The sequence below is a fragment of the Metallibacterium scheffleri genome, from assembly GCF_002077135.1.
Lineage (GTDB): Bacteria > Pseudomonadota > Gammaproteobacteria > Xanthomonadales > Rhodanobacteraceae > Metallibacterium > Metallibacterium scheffleri.
Genome location: NZ_LDOS01000001.1, coordinates 964,377 through 978,541, shown reverse-complemented (window position 1 = coordinate 978,541; position 14,165 = coordinate 964,377). Strand labels below are relative to the sequence as shown.

Here is a 14,165-nt window from a genome sequence, read left to right as displayed (position 1 = left end):
TGCGACTCAGCGCGCCAGCCAGCGCAGCATGCGCTCGGCCAGCTTGCCGTAGGGCGGGCGCAACAGGCCGAGACCCGACCAGCGTGACTGGCGAAATACCGGCAGTTGCTTGCTGAAGTTGAGAAATCCGGCGTGGCCGTGCAGATGGCCCATGCCCGAGGCGCCGATGCCGCCGAACGGCAGCCGCGTCTGCGCGAACTGCACCACGGTGTCGTTGATGCCCGCCGTGCCGGCCGGAATCGCAGCGATCACGCGCGCGGCACGACGCGCATCGTCGTCGAACACATACAGCGCGAGCGGACGCGGCTGGCTGTTGATCGTGGCGATGGCTTCCTCAAGGCTGTCGTATTCAAGCACGGGCAGGATCGGGCCGAAGATTTCCTCCTGCATGACGCGCATCGAGGCGTCGGCCCGCAGCAGCAGGGTGGGCGCAAAGATGCGCCGCGCCGCATCGTGCGCCGTGGTATCCGGCAGGGTGATCACCTCGGCACCCTGCGCGCGCGCGTCATCGACCAGCGCGTGCAGCCGCGTGTAGTGGCGCGCGCTGACGATACTGCTGAAGTCCGGCGTGCTGCGCAGTACCGGATAATGCTTTTGCACGTACGCGCGCAGCGCCTGCACGAAGTCCGGCACACGGCCACGCGGCAGCAACACGTAGTCGGTCGCCACGCAGGTTTGTCCGGCGTTAAGCAGCTTGCCCTGCGCGATGCGCGCGGCGGCGAGGGCCAGCGCGTAGCCAGGCGCAATCAAGGCAGGCGACTTGCCGCCCAGCTCCAGCGTCACCGGGGTGAGATTGGCGGCGGCGGCCAGCGCCACTTTGCGCCCGACCGCAGTGGACCCGGTGAACACCAGATGATCGAACGGCAACGCTGCGAACATCGCGCCGACAGCGGCGTCGCCTTGCACCACGACCACGCGCTCGGGCGGAAACACCGCGGCGACCAGCTCGGCCAGCGCGGCGCTGGTGCGCGGGGTCAGCTCGGATGGCTTGAGCATCACGTGATTGCCCGCGGCCAGCGCCTCGACCAGCGGCATCAGCGCCAGGCTCACCGGGTAATTCCATGGCGCGATCACGCCGATCACGCCCAGTGGGCGCGGGTGCACTTCGATATGCGCGGGGAAAAACGCGATGTCGGCCCAATGCCGGTGCGGCCGCATCCAGCGCTTCAGGTGCCGGCGCGCGTGATCGATGTCGTGCAGCACGGTCATCTGGTCGGACAACTGGCTCTCGTGGCGCGAGCGCTGGCCGAAGTCGTCGCTCATCGCCTGTGCCAGCCGCGCGAATCGCGCCTGGAATGCCACGCGCAGCCGCGCCAGATCATCCATGCGCTGCATGTGATCAGGCACCTGGCGCGCCCAGGTCATGCGCTGCGCATGCAGCAGCGTGCGCAGCCCGGATTCGGAAATGTGGTCATCCATCGGTGGCTCCGCGGATCGTGGCCGATGCGCCAGAATACGCGCCTCGCGCACGCTGCGCGGCCTGGAGTGGTGGTGTCGTGATGACCAATTTGCGTCCGTTTGCCGGTACCGCTCCGCGTCTCGGTGCGCGCTGCTACATCGATGCGGGCGCCTGCGTGATCGGCGATGTGGAGCTGGGCGAGGACGTGTCGTTCTGGCCGGCCGCGGTGGCGCGCGGCGATGTCAACTACATCCGCATCGGCGCGCGCAGCAATATCCAGGACGGCGCGGTGCTGCACGTGACCCACGATGGCCCGTACACGCCGGGCGGCGCGCCGCTGATCATCGGCAGCGATGTTACCGTCGGCCATGGCGCGATCCTGCACGCCTGCACCATCGAGGATCTGTGCCTGATCGGCATGCACGCCACCGTGCTCGATGGCGCCGTGGTCGGGCGCGGTGCGATGGTCGGAGCCGGCGCGCTGGTGGCGCCGGGCAAGCGCATCGGCGCGGGCGAGCTGTGGCTGGGCAACCCCGCGCGGTTTGCACGCAAGCTTGCGGCGCGCGAACTGGAGCAACTGGCCTACTCGGCGCAACACTACGTGCAGTTGAAGGATCGTTACCTCGCCACCAGTTGACGCGAGCGCCCAGTCGATCCATACGCGGACTGCGCACGGCTTCGCCACATGCAGGCACCGGCGCGACGAAACCGCCCGGTTTTGGCGTGACCAGGGTGGCGCCACTCCGCCGTACCCGCTTCATGCAAACTGCGGCAGAATCAGCCTGGTTGCGAACGTCGACCTGCGTGCCGGCAAATCGCTGAATATGTGCAAAATGGAGATCCTGGCTTGATCCGGATCAAGACGTTCGTAACGGGATCGGGCGTAGTGTAGTCGCTGTGTCCAACCGGCAATAATCGCCATCGATGGAGGTTGTCAATGTCGCAACATGAAAATGATGAATCGCGTCGCCATTTCCTGAAGATCGCTGCAGGCACCGCGGCCGCGGCCGTGGTGTTTGCTGCCATGCCCAAGCGCGCTGCGGCAGCGGGTTTGCCGCATCTCAGCCCGAGCGCTCCGCAAGCGCAGGCACTTGGTTATGTCGACAATACGGCACAGGCCGATCAGGCCAAATTCCCCAACCACAAGATCAACCAGTACTGCGGCGACTGCGCGTTTTATCAGGGCACCGCAGCCGAGCAATGGGGGCCATGCCAGTTGTTTCCGGGCAATGACGTGCACGTCAAAGGGTGGTGTTCAGCCCACAAAATGAAGAAATAAATTACGGAAATAATACGCCCGTTCCTCAATCACGAAAGCCGGCGCAAGTCGGCTTTCGCATTATGTGGCGCCTGAACTGGTCAGTCCCTGGCGCAACACGAGCGGGCTCTGTCCGGCCGCGTCCGGGCCCATGGCGTACAGATACGGGCCGGTCACGCTTTCGGGCGCGGGGTGCGTCCCCTGGGCTTCGCCGGGGTAGTGCTGTCGACGTCCCGCGGTCATTACCGGGCCGGTGTCAATGCCAAACATGCGCACGGGTTGCGAACTTTGCTGGTGATATTCCTCGGCCAGAACATGCAGCAGCGCTTCCTGACCCGCCTTGGCCATGGCGAATCCACCCCAGTAGGCGCGACTCGTTGCGTGCAGTGAAAAGCCGATGACCGGATCGGCCGCCTTGCGCAACACCGGCATGCACCATTGGGTAAGAAAAAACGGCGCGGCGAGGTTGATGTTCATGACCTTGAGCCAGGTCTTCGGTGCGTAGTGCTCGAAGGGGCTCAGCGCACCAATCCAGGATGCGTTGTTGAGCAGGCCATCCAATGCACCAAAACGCTCCTCGACAAGCCGCACGACATCGCGCAGGCCATCGATGGTCACACCGGAAAAATCGATCGGGCACAGAACCGGCTCGGCAAATCCGAGGTTGCCGATTTCATCATGCACGTGATCCAGCGCCTTGCGATTCCAGTCAAGAAGGATCAGCCGGGCCCCGTGCGCGGCATAAGCCAGCGCGACGGCGCGACCAATGCCATCGGCTGCACCCGTGACCAGGATCACGCGTCCGGCAAGCAGATCCGCGCGCGGTTTGTATCCGAGCAAGCCCTGATAATCGATTTTCAGCTTGGTGCGTTGGGTCATGGTGGTGATTCGTCAAGGCACAACGGAATGAGTGGCAGGGTCTCATCAGACCCGGTGATGCCGTGCCGGGTCCACTCGAATCTGCGACGCTGCGGGAAGATCCTGCAGGCGCGCGCCATGCCCACCGGCGCCATGGATGGTGCAGGCAGGGCTTTGACAGCGGAGCAGGATGCGTAGCTGTCAACGTGCCGCCGCGACGAGCACGCACGTGCTTGCTGCGACGAAAGTGGCGTGTCTCTGCCGCGCCCGTTGGTTTGCAAACTGCGGCAGGACACCCGGTTTTGCAAACTGATCATCAGATGGCGCGCGAGTAGCGCGCGTTCTGCGCGGTGCCGAGGTAGGCATCGAAGCGCATCGCCACCTGGCGCGTCAGCAGGCGGCCGCGCGCGCTGATGCGCAGGCGCGCGCCCTGCCACTGCACCAGGCCGTCGTCCGCGAACGCCCGCAGCGCGTCCAGCGCGTCGGCGAAGTAGCTCCGGAAGTCGATGCCGTGGCGCGCGCCAAAGGCGTCGATGTCGATCTCGCCCTGGCACATCAGCGCGTTGATCAGCTCGCGCCGCAGGCGGTCGTCCGCGCTCAGCACCAGCCCGCGCGCCACCGGCAGGCGCCCGGCCTCCAGCGCCGCGTAATAGCCCGGGAGGTCCTTGGCGTTCTGGTAATAGGCATTGCCCACGCGGCTGATCGAGCTCATGCCCAGACCGATGATGTCGCACTCGGCGTGCGTCGAGTAACCCTGGAAATTGCGCTGCAGCGTGCCCGCGCGCTGCGCCCGTGCCAGCTCGTCCAGCGGCCGCGCGAAGTGGTCCATGCCGATGTACACATAGCCGGCCGCGGTGAGCCGGTCCACGGTCAGGCCCAGCAGCGCCAGCTTGCTCGCGGCATCAGGCAACTGGCTGGCGTCGATCCGGCGCTGCGCCTTGAACAGCTGCGGCAGGTGCGCGTAGCTGTAGGCGGCGATGCGGTCCGGCGCCAGCGCGATGACCTGCTCCAGCGTGTGCGCGAAACGCGCCGGCGTCTGCAGCGGCAGGCCGTAGATCAGGTCCACGCTGGTCGAGCGGAAGCCGGCCGCACGCGCGGCCTGCAGCAACGCGGCGGTGTCCTGCACGCTCTGCACGCGGTTGACCGCGGCCTGCACCGCCGGGTCGAAGTCCTGGATGCCCACCGAGAGCCGGTTGAAACCCAGCGCCGCCAGTGCGCGCACGTAATCCGGGTCGGCGCTGCGCGGGTCCAGCTCGATGCCGAACTCGCGGCTGGCGGCCTGGCTGAGGTTGAAGTGCCGGCCCAGGACCTGCAGCAGGTCCTGCATCTGCCGCGCATCGAGAAAATTGGGCGTGCCGCCGCCGAAGTGCAGTTGCACCACGCTGCGGTCGCGGTCGAACAAGGGCGCGGTACGCTCGATCTCGGCATACAGGTGCTGCAGGTACTGCTCGCCCTTGGCGTGATCGCGCGTGATCAGGCGCGTGCAGCCGCAGTAGAAGCACGGGCTCAGGCAGAACGGCACGTGCACGTATACCGACAGATCGCGCGGGATCGGGTCGTCGTTGCTGGCGTGCGCCTCGGCGCGCAGCGCGGCCTCGCCGAAATCGGCGTGGAACTGCGGCGCGGTCGGGTAGCTGGTGTAGCGCGGTCCGACCACGTCGTAGCGCCGGATCAGCTCGGCGTCGAAGCACGGTGCCTGGGGTGCATGCAGGGTCATGGCCGCAGTCTGCCGCGGCCGCCGCGCGCAGGTCTTGATCTGGATCAGATTCGCGGAATGCCGACACAACTTCACTGATTCATGAATCGCGGCGGCATGGTATGGAACAAATTCCTCTCCGCCAGGGTCCCACCGGCCAATCCGGGCGTCATGCCCATGTCCACCGAGGAGGTTCCCATGCGCAAGACTCATTTCTGGTTGCTGGCGGCGGGCGCGTGCATCCCCGCCATCGCGCTGGCCGCGCAGCCGCTGCTGGTGCATTTCGATGGCAGAAGCCTGCCCATGCATGAAACCGTGCGGGTTGAACACACGGCCGCAGGCCCGGTGCAGGTGCACACCTGGAGCTGGCGCAGTCCGCAGGGCAATGACAGCATCGTGATCGAACGCAGCAACGGCGACGCGGCGATGCCCACCTGGGCCTTGCAGCAGATGCGCGCCATGCAGGCGCAGATGGCGCAGATGCAGGCCATCGAAACCAGCATGAACCGGCAGATGCTGATGCCGCTGCAGATGCTGTCGGCGCGTCAGCTGCAGCCCTTGCTGCTGATGCCGCGCGGACTGATTCCGGTTGCCTACGGGCAGGCCATCGGACCGATGCCGCTGTTCAGCCCGCTGCTGCCAACGGCAGTGATCATCGTGCCGGCGCCGCACACTGCGCCGCCGGCGTCGCGCGCGCCGCAGACGCAGCCGCCGGGTATCGCGGTTTGATGCATCGCTGTGCGGACGGCGGGCTGCGCCGCAATGGCGCGGTCCGCCAGATGCAGATGCTTGCGATCAGCAGCATGGCGACACCGGCGCGCGTGCGATGCGCTGCTCGATGGCGCCGAACAGGCTGTGCCCCTGCGCGTCCGTGATCTCGATGCGAACGCTGTCGTCGAATTTCAGGAACGGCGTCGATGGCCGGCCATCGCGCAGGGTTTCCACCGTGCGCTGCTCGGCCAGGCAGGAGGCACCGCGCGCGGTGTCATGGTTGGCGATGGTGCCCGAGCCGATGATCGTTCCGGCCGCCAGCGGGCGCGTTTTCGCTGCGTGCGCGATCAGCTGGGCAAAACTGAATTGCATGTCCTCACCGCACTCGGCGGCACCGAACCACTGGCCGTTGATCCAGGTGCGCATCGGCAGGTGCAGTTTGTCGCCATGCCATGCCGCGCCCAGTTCATCGGGCGTGACCAGCACCGGCGACAGCGCCGAGCGCGGCTTGGATTGCAGAAAGCCGAAGCCCTTGGCCAGCTCGGACGGAATCAGATTGCGCAGGCTGACATCGTTGACCAGACCAACCAGCTGGATGTGCGCGGACGCCTGCGCCTGCGTCACCCCCATCGGCACGTCGTCGGTGACCACGATCACCTCGGCTTCCATGTCGATGCCCCAGTCCTCGCTGGCCGCCAGCACCGGATCGCGCGGGCCGTAAAAGCCGGCACTGGTGGCCTGGTACATCAGCGGATCGGTGTAGAAGCTGGCCGGCACCTCGGCGCCGCGCGCCTTGCGCACGCGCTCGACGTGCGGCAGGTAGGCGCTGCCGTCGACAAACTCATACGCACGCGGCAGCGGCGCGGCCAATGCGGTGAAATCCAGCGCAAAGCTGCATGCGGCGCTGCCGGCCTGCAATGATTCGGCCAGCGCGTTGAGGCGCGGCGCGATGCGCTGCCAGTCGTCCAGCGCCGCTTGCAGGGTCGGCGCGATGCCATCGGCACGCAGCGCGCACGACAAGTCGCGCGCAACCACGATCAGCGTACCGTCGCGGCCGCCTTGTTTGAGGGATGCAAGCTTCATGCGTTCTCCGTCATGCCTGGGCGGGCACTCAGCGGCGCGTGGGATCGAAGTGTCGGGCCAGACCCTGCCAGCAGCGCCAGTAATCGGCTTGCAGCCCGGGCAGCGCCAGCGCCTGTGCGGTGGGATGGATGACCGCGCGTGTCTCGAACATGAATGCCATGGCCCCGGTCAGATGCTGCGGTCGCGTGGTATCCAGCGCCACGGCCCTGGCGTGCGCGGCGGCATCGGGGCCATGCCCGCTCATGCAGTTGTGCAGACTGGCACCGCCCGGGCTGAAGCCGCCGGCGCCGGCGCCCTTGGCGTCGTACTCGCCCTGGATCAGGCCCATGAACTCGCTGGCCACGTTGCGGTGGAACCATGGCGGGCGGAAGGTATGCTCGGCCACCAGCCAGCGCGGCGGGAAGATGGCGAAATCCATGTTGGCCGTGCCTGGCGTGTCGCTCGGCGCGGTCAGCACAGTGAAGATCGACGGGTCGGGATGGTCGTAGCTGATCGAGCCGATGGTATTGAAGCGCGCCAGGTCGTATTTCACCGGCACGGCATTGCCGTGCCAGGCCACCACGTCAAGCGGCGAGTGGTCGATGGCGGCGCGCCACAGACGACCCTGGAACCTGGCGATCAGCTCGAACTCGCCCTCGCGGTCCTCGTAGGCCGCCACCGGTGCAAGGAAGTCGCGCGCGTTAGCCAGCGCGTTCGCGCCGATCGGACCCAGCTCGGGCAGGCGCATCGGCGCGCCGAAGTTTTCGGCCACATAACCGCGCGCGTCGCCATCCAGCGGCGTGACGGCGAAACGCAGGCCGCGCGGGATCAGCGCGATTTCCAGCGGGGCGATCTCCAGCACGCCCAGCTCGGTGGCGACGCGCAGCCGTCCCAGCTGCGGCACGATCAGCAGTTCGGCGTCGGCGGCGTACACATAGCGACTGTGCATCGGCCGGTTGCAGGCGTACACATGGATGCCCACGCCGGTTTGCGCCGCGGGTCCGCCGTTGCCGCCCACGGTGAACAGTCCGTCGATGAAATCGGTCGCCGTGGCCGCCAGCGGGAACGGATCCCAGCGCAGCGGGTTGGGGGTGGCTGGCTGCTCGTCGAAACGGTTGCGCCAGCGTGATTCGGGCAGCAGCGTGAAGGGCTGGTGCATGGCCCCGGGGCGGATGCGGTACAGCCACGAGCGCCGGTTCAAATGCCGCGGCGCGGTGAAGGCCGTGGCCGAAAACTGCTCGGCGTACAGGCCATAAGGCACCTGTTGCGGCGAGTTCTGTCCCTGCGGCAGCGCGCCGGGCAGCGCCTCGCTGGCGAATTCGTTGCCGAAACCCGATTGGTATTGCAGCGTGTCGGTCATGCGGAGATCTTGATGGTGGCTCATCGTGCTTGCGTCCGGCGTGCGGCGCGGCCGGTCCTCACAACACCCCGCGCTTGATCTGTTCGCGTTCGATCGACTCGAACAACGCTTGGAAATTGCCCTCGCCGAAGCCGAGGTTGCCCTTGCGCTGGATGATCTCGAAGAAGATCGGGCCGATGCAGTTCTGCGTGAAGATCTGCAGCAGCAGCTTGCGATGTGTTTCCTGATCGGCGTCGATCAGGATCTTGTTGCGCGCCATGCGCGGCACGTCTTCGCGGTGACCAGGGATGCGCCGGTCGATCACCTCGTAGTAGGCGTCGGGCGTGTCGAGGAATTCGACGCCGGCGCTGCGCATGGCCTCGACCGTGGCGTGGATGTCATCGGTGAAGCAGGCGATGTGCTGGATGCCTTCGCCCTTGTATTCGTCGATGTATTCATTGATCTGGCTTTTCGGGTCGGACGACTCGTTGAGCGGGATGCGCACCATGCCGTCCGGCGCGGTCATCGCCTTGGACACCAGCCCGGTCTTCGCGCCCTTGATGTCGAAATAGCGGATCTCGCGAAAGTTGAACAGGCGTTCGTAGTACTGCGACCACTGCTCCATGTGGCCGAAACGCAGATTGTGGGTGAGGTGGTCGATGAAGGTGAGGCCATAACCCCTGGGGTTGCGCTCGACGCCCGGCAGATATTCGAATTCGGCTTCATAGCAGCTGCCCTTGGCGCCGTACCGGTCGATCAAGTACAGCATGCAGCCGCCGATGCCCTTGATCACCGGCGTGTCGACGGCCTTGGTGTGCTCGAGCGCGCCGATGGCCTCACCGCCGTGGCCCAGCGCCTGCGTCCGCACCCAAGGGGCGGGTTTGCTGAAGCGGATGGCGAAGCCACTGGCGCAGGGCCCGTGCTGACGCGCGAAGCCCATGGCGAAGGAGCCGGGCTCCTCGTTGACCAGAAAATTGCAATCGCCCTGGCGGTACAGCGTCACGCGCTTGCGCCGATGGCGCGCGACGGCGCTGAAGCCGAGCCTGGGGAACAGCGCATGCAGCATGGCCGCATCGGGTGCCGCGAACTCGACGAACTCGAAACCGTCGACGCCCATCGGGTTTTCGAACTGTACCGGCTGCATGCCGACATTGGGTTGCGCGCTCATGCGGATCTCCTCTGACAAGGCGCTTGCGTCATCGAGGATGAAATTATAGTTTCAGGTGCAACCATTTGCAGGATGCGTCGCACCATGCCCGATCACGCCCCGCTGCAACTGGAGCATTTCCTGCCGTACCGGTTGTCGATCCTGAGCAATACGGTCAGCCAGGCGATCGCGCGCGAGTACCAGCAACGCTTCCACCTGGGCATGACCGAATGGCGCGTGCTCGCCGTACTCGCGCGCTACGACGGCGCGGGGCTGTCGGCGCGCGAGCTGGCCGTGCGCACCGCCACCGACAAGGTTGCGATCAGCCGGGCGCTGGCGCGCCTGATCGCGAGCGGGCGCGTGCTGCGACGCATGCACCACGGCGACAAGCGACGCTCGGTGCTGCGCCTGTCGGCCAAGGGCTGGGCCATCCACGATGTCGTGGCGCCGCGCGCGCGCGCGCACGAGCGCGAATTGCTGGCGCATCTGGATGCCGATGAACGCGCCTGCCTGACGCGCATCCTCGACAAGCTGCTGGGCAGCGTTCCCGGCGCAATCGCCACGGCGCCCGAACCACTGATTTCCGCGCGCGGCGTGCGCCCCCCTGTCACAGCGCCGAGCCGGATGCGAGGATAGCGCTCCGCTCAACCAGCACCGACGCATGCAACCCAATCCCGCCGCGCCCGCCGCGCATCGTTCGTCCTGGCTGCGCGTGCTGCGCTGGCTGCTACCGCTGGCGCTGCTCGCCGTGACCTTCGTGCTGGCCGGGCGCGAGCTGTCGGCGTTCGATCTGCGCAGCCTGCAGCGCACCCTGATCCGCATTCCCACGCTGGATGCCGCGGGCGTGGCGGCGTTCGCGCTGGCGGCGGTGGCCTATACCGGGCTGATCGACCTGGCCATCGCGCGCTGGTTGAAGTTTCCCGTCGCCACGCTGCCGCTGCTGCGGCTGTCGTTCGTGGCCAATGCGCTGGCCAACACGCTCAATCTCTCCGGCGCGGTGGGCTCGGGCGTGCGCCTGCTCGGGCTGAAAAGCCATGGCATCACCCTGCGCAACGGCGCCGCGCTGGTGGGATTGCAGATCCTGTCGCTGCCACTGGGCCTGTCAGTGCTGGTCATCATTGCCTTGGCCAGCGGCCACCTGCCGGCCACGCCCAACCACGCCAGCCGCGTGCTGGCGTTACTGGTGCTGCTGGCCGCGGCACTGTACCTGCCGCTGTATTTCGTGCTTACCGGACGGCGCAGGTTGATGGGCTGGCTGCCCGCGGACCTGGGCGTACCGCCGCTGGCGCTGCGCGCGCATCTGGCGCTGCTGTCGCTGATCGACTGGGTGCTGGCCGCGGCCACGCTGTGGCTGTGCCTGTACCTGGCCGGCGCGCAGATATCGCCGCTGGAACTGCTGGCGGCATTCGGCGCGGCGGCGACGCTGGGTCTGGTGAGCATGATCCCCGGCGGCCTCGGCGTGTTCGATGGTCTGCTGCTGCTGGCGCTGAGCATCGCCGGCGTACCGGTGGGCGCGGCGGGTGCCGGGCTGTTCCTGTTCCGCGTGGTGTACTACCTGCTGCCGATGCTGCTGGCTCTGTGGCTGGGCGCCGGCATGCTGGCGCAGCGCATGCCGGCGCTGACGCGCCTGCGCGAGCGCATGGCCGCGCATCCGTTGATCGAGCTGCTGGTGGTGCCGGCCGGCTACCTGGCCAATTTCGGCATCCGCGTCCTGGCGTTGCTCACGTTTGCTGCCGGCGTGCTGCTGCTGATTTCGGCGGCGCTGCCCAGTCTGCACCAGCGCTTCGTGCATGCCGCGGGCTTCATCAGCATGCCGGTGCTGGAGGGCTCGCACTGGCTGAGCATCGTCATCGGCGTGCTGCTGCTGGGCCTGGCGCGCGGCATCGACGGGCGTCTGCGCGTGGCCTATCGCGCGGTGCAGTGGCTGCTGTGGCTGGCCGCGCTGCTGGTGCTGCTCAAGGGCCTGCACTGGGGCGAGGCGCTGTTTCTGCTGGCGGTGTCGCTGCTGCTGCGCGCGCGCCGCCAGGATTTCAGCCAGCGCGCGGTGGCCATGACCTCCGCGGTCAGCCTGGGCTGGCTGCTCGGTCTGCTGCTGGTGGTCGCGGCATTCTTCGCCGTGGGCGTAGCGGATATTCTCGGTCAGGACAGTTTCGATCTGCTCGCCACCGGCGCTTACGCGCACGCCTCGCGCCTGGCGCGCGGGCTGGCCGCGGCGCTGCTCGGGCTGGCGCTGTACCTGGCCTGGCATGCGTTCGCGATACGCCGGCCCAAGTTGCCGCTGCCGGATCACGCGGAACTGGAACGCGTGCGCGCGTTTTACGCGCAGTACGGCGGCGGTGCGTTCGCGCACCTGAACCTCATGGGCGACAAGCATCTGTTCTGGGGTGCCGGCCATCGCACCCTGATCGCCTACGGCAGCGTGCGTCATCGCCTGATCGCGCTGGGCGCGCCTTGCGGCGACCCCGCGGCGCAGGCGCAGGCGATTCTCGATTTCCGCCGCTACGCCGACAGCATGGGCTGCGCGCCGGCGTTCTACGCGGTGCTGGAGCCGGATCTGGCGCGCTTCCACGATCTCGGCTTCGACCTGTTCAAGCTGGGCGAGCTGGCGCTGATCCCGCTGGCGGATTTTTCGATGAGCGGCAAGCGCTGGGAGGATCTGCGCCAGGCGATCAACCGCGCGCCGCGCGAGAAGCTCGAATTCCGTCTCGCGGAAGCGCCCTACGACAGTGCGCTGCTGGCCGCTCTGGAACGCGTGTCCGATGCCTGGCTGGCCGACAAGGGCGTCGCCGAGAAAGGTTATTCGCTGGGCCGCTTCGACGCGGCTTATCTGGCGCGCGGCCCGCTGGCGCTGGTGTACCGCGAGGACGAGCTGATCGCCTTCGCCAGCCTGATGCCCGGTTACGGCGCACAGGGTGTCGCCGCCATCGACCTGATGCGGCACCTGCCCGACGCACCACGCGGCAGCATGGACCTGGTGTTCGCGCACGCGCTGAACTGGGCCAAGCAGCAGGGCTACGCGTCCTTCAGCCTGGGCATGGCGCCGCTGTCCAACGTCGGCACCACGCCCTACGCGCGGCTCAACGAGCGCCTGGCCGCGCTGGCCTTCCGCCACGGCAACCGCTTCTACAATTACCAGGGCGTGCGCCGCTACAAGGAAAAATTCCGCCCCGAGTGGGTCGGCGCGTATCTGGCCTATCCACGCGGCCTGTGGGTGCCGGCACTGCTCACCGACATCGCCGCGCTGGTCGCCGGCGGCTACCGGCGCATGCTGCTGCCCTGACCCGCCCGCCCTACTTCGGCAGCGCCTGCAGGATCACCTGGCCGAGGCGCGCGTAATCGCCTTCGTAGTGGTGGCCGCCCGGCAGGGTGATCAGCCGCGCCATGTGGCGTTCGGCCAGACTGTCGCAATAGGTCTTGTGGCCCTCGCTTTGGCCGGACAGGCAGATCACCGGAATCCTGGTGCGCGCGATTTCCGGATCCAGCGGCACGTTGAACTCGTGCTGCGTGGTGCCGAACCAGTCGCCGATGTGGATGTCGAACCAGCCTTCGGGATCCGGCGAGACCAGCACCTCGGCATCGACGTGCTGCTTGAGTTCCGCCGGCAGCAGGTTGTACACCACCGGCACCACGCCGGCACCGAACGAGTAACCCATCAGCGTGTAGCGCGCGTCGGGATAGCGCGCGGTATAGGCGGCGAGGATGCGCGCCAGCGCCTGCGCGGTTTCGGTGGGTGTCTTCTTGTGCCAGAAGTATTCCAGCGAACTGAGGCCAACCACGCGCACGCCATGCATGGACAGCACCTTGGCCACGCCCTTGTCCAGCCCGGCCCAGCCGCCGTCACCGCTGAACATGATCACCACGCGGCCATCCGGCTTGCCGACCGGTGCGATCTCGGTCAGCGGCAGATCGTCGAGCTTGTCGGCGAAGGCGCCGGCGCTGAGCGTCGGCTTGCGCACCAGTGCGTCGAGTTCGGCAGCCAGCAGCGCACCATCGGCCGGTGCGCGCTGCGCGCGCCCGAAGGCCACGGGTGGACCGATTTCATGCGCGCCGGGGCTGCCCGCGGCCAGCCACGGCAGCGGCAGGGGTTTCACCGGGGTGAATCCGAACGCCTTGCCCTGCGCCACGGTGGCGTTGCCGGCGTCGCCCTTGCACAGCGGTTTGCGCAGGGTGAAGCGACCGTCCCAGCCCAGCGTGGCCATGCCGGCGAAAGTGCCCGCCGGCGCCTGCACGCCCAGCGCGTAGGTGAAGTCGGCGCCGCCGTCGAAGCCGACGATGAACGGCCGCAGGTAGACCGGCAGCTTGAGCGTCTTCTGCATCCAGTGCGACAGCTCCTCGACATGCCCGGCCGGGTAGCTGCACTTGCCCTTGAGCGCTTCCAGCGTTTTCAGATAGCGCGGCAGATCGACACCGATCACCAGGCTGCCGGCCTGCTGCAGGCCGGTGGCGTAGCGCGCCTCGTTGACGCCCCAGCCGGAGGCGCGCGAGAACACGATCAGCGCACGCCGCGGCGTGCCCATCGGCTGATACACGCGCACCGGGCCGAACAGCCCGTAGTTGATGATGTGCGCGCCATAGGTAGCGTCGGCGATGGGCGGCTGCTGCGCGGCCTGCACGCGCGGCGGCGTGGCAATGCCAGCGATCGACAGCATCAGGGCAACCAGCAACAGGGCGAAACGGGGCTTGCGCATGATCGGA

12 protein-coding genes are annotated in these 14,165 nt (G+C 67.4%); 5 read left to right on the top strand and 7 right to left on the bottom strand.

Features of this window, described 5'->3' with window-relative positions; all coding sequences use genetic code 11:
* Positions 1-6: 6 nt before the first annotated feature.
* Positions 7-1,419: an aldehyde dehydrogenase family protein gene (locus tag Mschef_RS04340; RefSeq protein ID WP_081126566.1), complete on the bottom strand. Its 1,413-nt coding sequence runs from the start codon at positions 1,417-1,419 to the stop codon at positions 7-9.
* Positions 1,420-1,499: 80 nt separating this feature from the next.
* On the opposite strand from Mschef_RS04340, the gene Mschef_RS04335 reads away from it, so the two are divergent.
* Complete coding sequence (locus Mschef_RS04335) at positions 1,500-2,036, top strand: gamma carbonic anhydrase family protein (RefSeq protein ID WP_081126843.1); 537 nt, start codon at positions 1,500-1,502, stop codon at positions 2,034-2,036.
* Between the two features lie 300 nt (positions 2,037-2,336).
* A complete protein-coding gene (locus Mschef_RS04330; protein ID WP_081126565.1) occupies positions 2,337-2,678 on the top strand; it encodes a high-potential iron-sulfur protein in 342 nt (113 codons plus the stop codon).
* Positions 2,679-2,738: 60 nt separating this feature from the next.
* Here the strand turns inward: Mschef_RS04330 and Mschef_RS04325 are convergent, their stop codons facing one another.
* A complete protein-coding gene (locus Mschef_RS04325) occupies positions 2,739-3,536 on the bottom strand; it encodes an SDR family NAD(P)-dependent oxidoreductase (protein ID WP_081126564.1) in 798 nt (265 codons plus the stop codon).
* A 295-nt stretch (positions 3,537-3,831) separates the two neighbouring features.
* Entirely contained in the window at positions 3,832-5,232 is a 1,401-nt protein-coding gene (hemN, locus tag Mschef_RS04320) for an oxygen-independent coproporphyrinogen III oxidase (protein WP_081126842.1), read from the bottom strand.
* A gap of 177 nt (positions 5,233-5,409) precedes the next feature.
* Here hemN and Mschef_RS04315 point away from each other — a divergent pair, with 177 nt between their 5' ends.
* Entirely contained in the window at positions 5,410-5,940 is a 531-nt protein-coding gene (locus Mschef_RS04315) for a hypothetical protein (protein ID WP_136256333.1), read from the top strand.
* A 66-nt stretch (positions 5,941-6,006) separates the two neighbouring features.
* Here the strand turns inward: Mschef_RS04315 and Mschef_RS04310 are convergent, their stop codons facing one another.
* The 3 genes from Mschef_RS04310 to hppD are packed head-to-tail and all read right to left on the bottom strand — an operon-like array spanning position 6,007 to position 9,467.
* Positions 6,007-7,005, bottom strand: a complete 999-nt coding sequence (locus tag Mschef_RS04310; RefSeq protein ID WP_081126562.1) for a fumarylacetoacetate hydrolase family protein — start codon at positions 7,003-7,005, stop codon at positions 6,007-6,009.
* 28 nt (positions 7,006-7,033) lie between these two features.
* Positions 7,034-8,344, bottom strand: a complete 1,311-nt coding sequence (gene hmgA, locus Mschef_RS04305) for a homogentisate 1,2-dioxygenase (protein ID WP_081126561.1) — start codon at positions 8,342-8,344, stop codon at positions 7,034-7,036.
* Positions 8,345-8,402: 58 nt separating this feature from the next.
* Positions 8,403-9,467: a 4-hydroxyphenylpyruvate dioxygenase gene (gene hppD / locus Mschef_RS04300; RefSeq protein WP_081126841.1), complete on the bottom strand. Its 1,065-nt coding sequence runs from the start codon at positions 9,465-9,467 to the stop codon at positions 8,403-8,405.
* A 96-nt stretch (positions 9,468-9,563) separates the two neighbouring features.
* Here hppD and Mschef_RS04295 point away from each other — a divergent pair, with 96 nt between their 5' ends.
* Together Mschef_RS04295 and mprF are read left to right on the top strand one after the other, a co-directional pair.
* Positions 9,564-10,106: a MarR family winged helix-turn-helix transcriptional regulator gene (locus Mschef_RS04295; protein WP_081126560.1), complete on the top strand. Its 543-nt coding sequence runs from the start codon at positions 9,564-9,566 to the stop codon at positions 10,104-10,106.
* Positions 10,107-10,131: 25 nt separating this feature from the next.
* The gene (gene mprF / locus Mschef_RS04290; protein WP_081126559.1) at positions 10,132-12,750 is read left to right on the top strand and encodes a bifunctional lysylphosphatidylglycerol flippase/synthetase MprF; all 2,619 of its coding nucleotides are present in this window, start codon (positions 10,132-10,134) and stop codon (positions 12,748-12,750) included.
* Between the two features lie 10 nt (positions 12,751-12,760).
* On the opposite strand, the gene Mschef_RS04285 is transcribed toward mprF, so the two are convergent.
* Positions 12,761-14,158, bottom strand: a complete 1,398-nt coding sequence (locus Mschef_RS04285) for an AcvB/VirJ family lysyl-phosphatidylglycerol hydrolase (protein ID WP_168708871.1) — start codon at positions 14,156-14,158, stop codon at positions 12,761-12,763.
* Positions 14,159-14,165: the final 7 nt, after the last annotated feature.

Bases quoted from the DNA above. Each gene is read 5' to 3' on its own strand.
- Mschef_RS04340 (WP_081126566.1), bottom strand. From the start codon at position 1,419: ATGGATGACCACATTTCCGAATCCGGGCTGCGCACGCTGCTGCATGCG.
- Mschef_RS04335 (WP_081126843.1), top strand. From the start codon at position 1,500: ATGACCAATTTGCGTCCGTTTGCCGGTACCGCTCCGCGTCTCGGTGCG.
- Mschef_RS04330 (WP_081126565.1), top strand. From the start codon at position 2,337: ATGTCGCAACATGAAAATGATGAATCGCGTCGCCATTTCCTGAAGATC.
- Mschef_RS04325 (WP_081126564.1), bottom strand. From the start codon at position 3,536: ATGACCCAACGCACCAAGCTGAAAATCGATTATCAGGGCTTGCTCGGA.
- hemN (WP_081126842.1), bottom strand. From the start codon at position 5,232: ATGACCCTGCATGCACCCCAGGCACCGTGCTTCGACGCCGAGCTGATC.
- Mschef_RS04315 (WP_136256333.1), top strand. From the start codon at position 5,410: ATGCGCAAGACTCATTTCTGGTTGCTGGCGGCGGGCGCGTGCATCCCC.
- Mschef_RS04310 (WP_081126562.1), bottom strand. From the start codon at position 7,005: ATGAAGCTTGCATCCCTCAAACAAGGCGGCCGCGACGGTACGCTGATC.
- hmgA (WP_081126561.1), bottom strand. From the start codon at position 8,344: ATGACCGACACGCTGCAATACCAATCGGGTTTCGGCAACGAATTCGCC.
- hppD (WP_081126841.1), bottom strand. From the start codon at position 9,467: ATGCAGCCGGTACAGTTCGAAAACCCGATGGGCGTCGACGGTTTCGAG.
- Mschef_RS04295 (WP_081126560.1), top strand. From the start codon at position 9,564: ATGCGTCGCACCATGCCCGATCACGCCCCGCTGCAACTGGAGCATTTC.
- mprF (WP_081126559.1), top strand. From the start codon at position 10,132: ATGCAACCCAATCCCGCCGCGCCCGCCGCGCATCGTTCGTCCTGGCTG.
- Mschef_RS04285 (WP_168708871.1), bottom strand. From the start codon at position 14,158: ATGCGCAAGCCCCGTTTCGCCCTGTTGCTGGTTGCCCTGATGCTGTCG.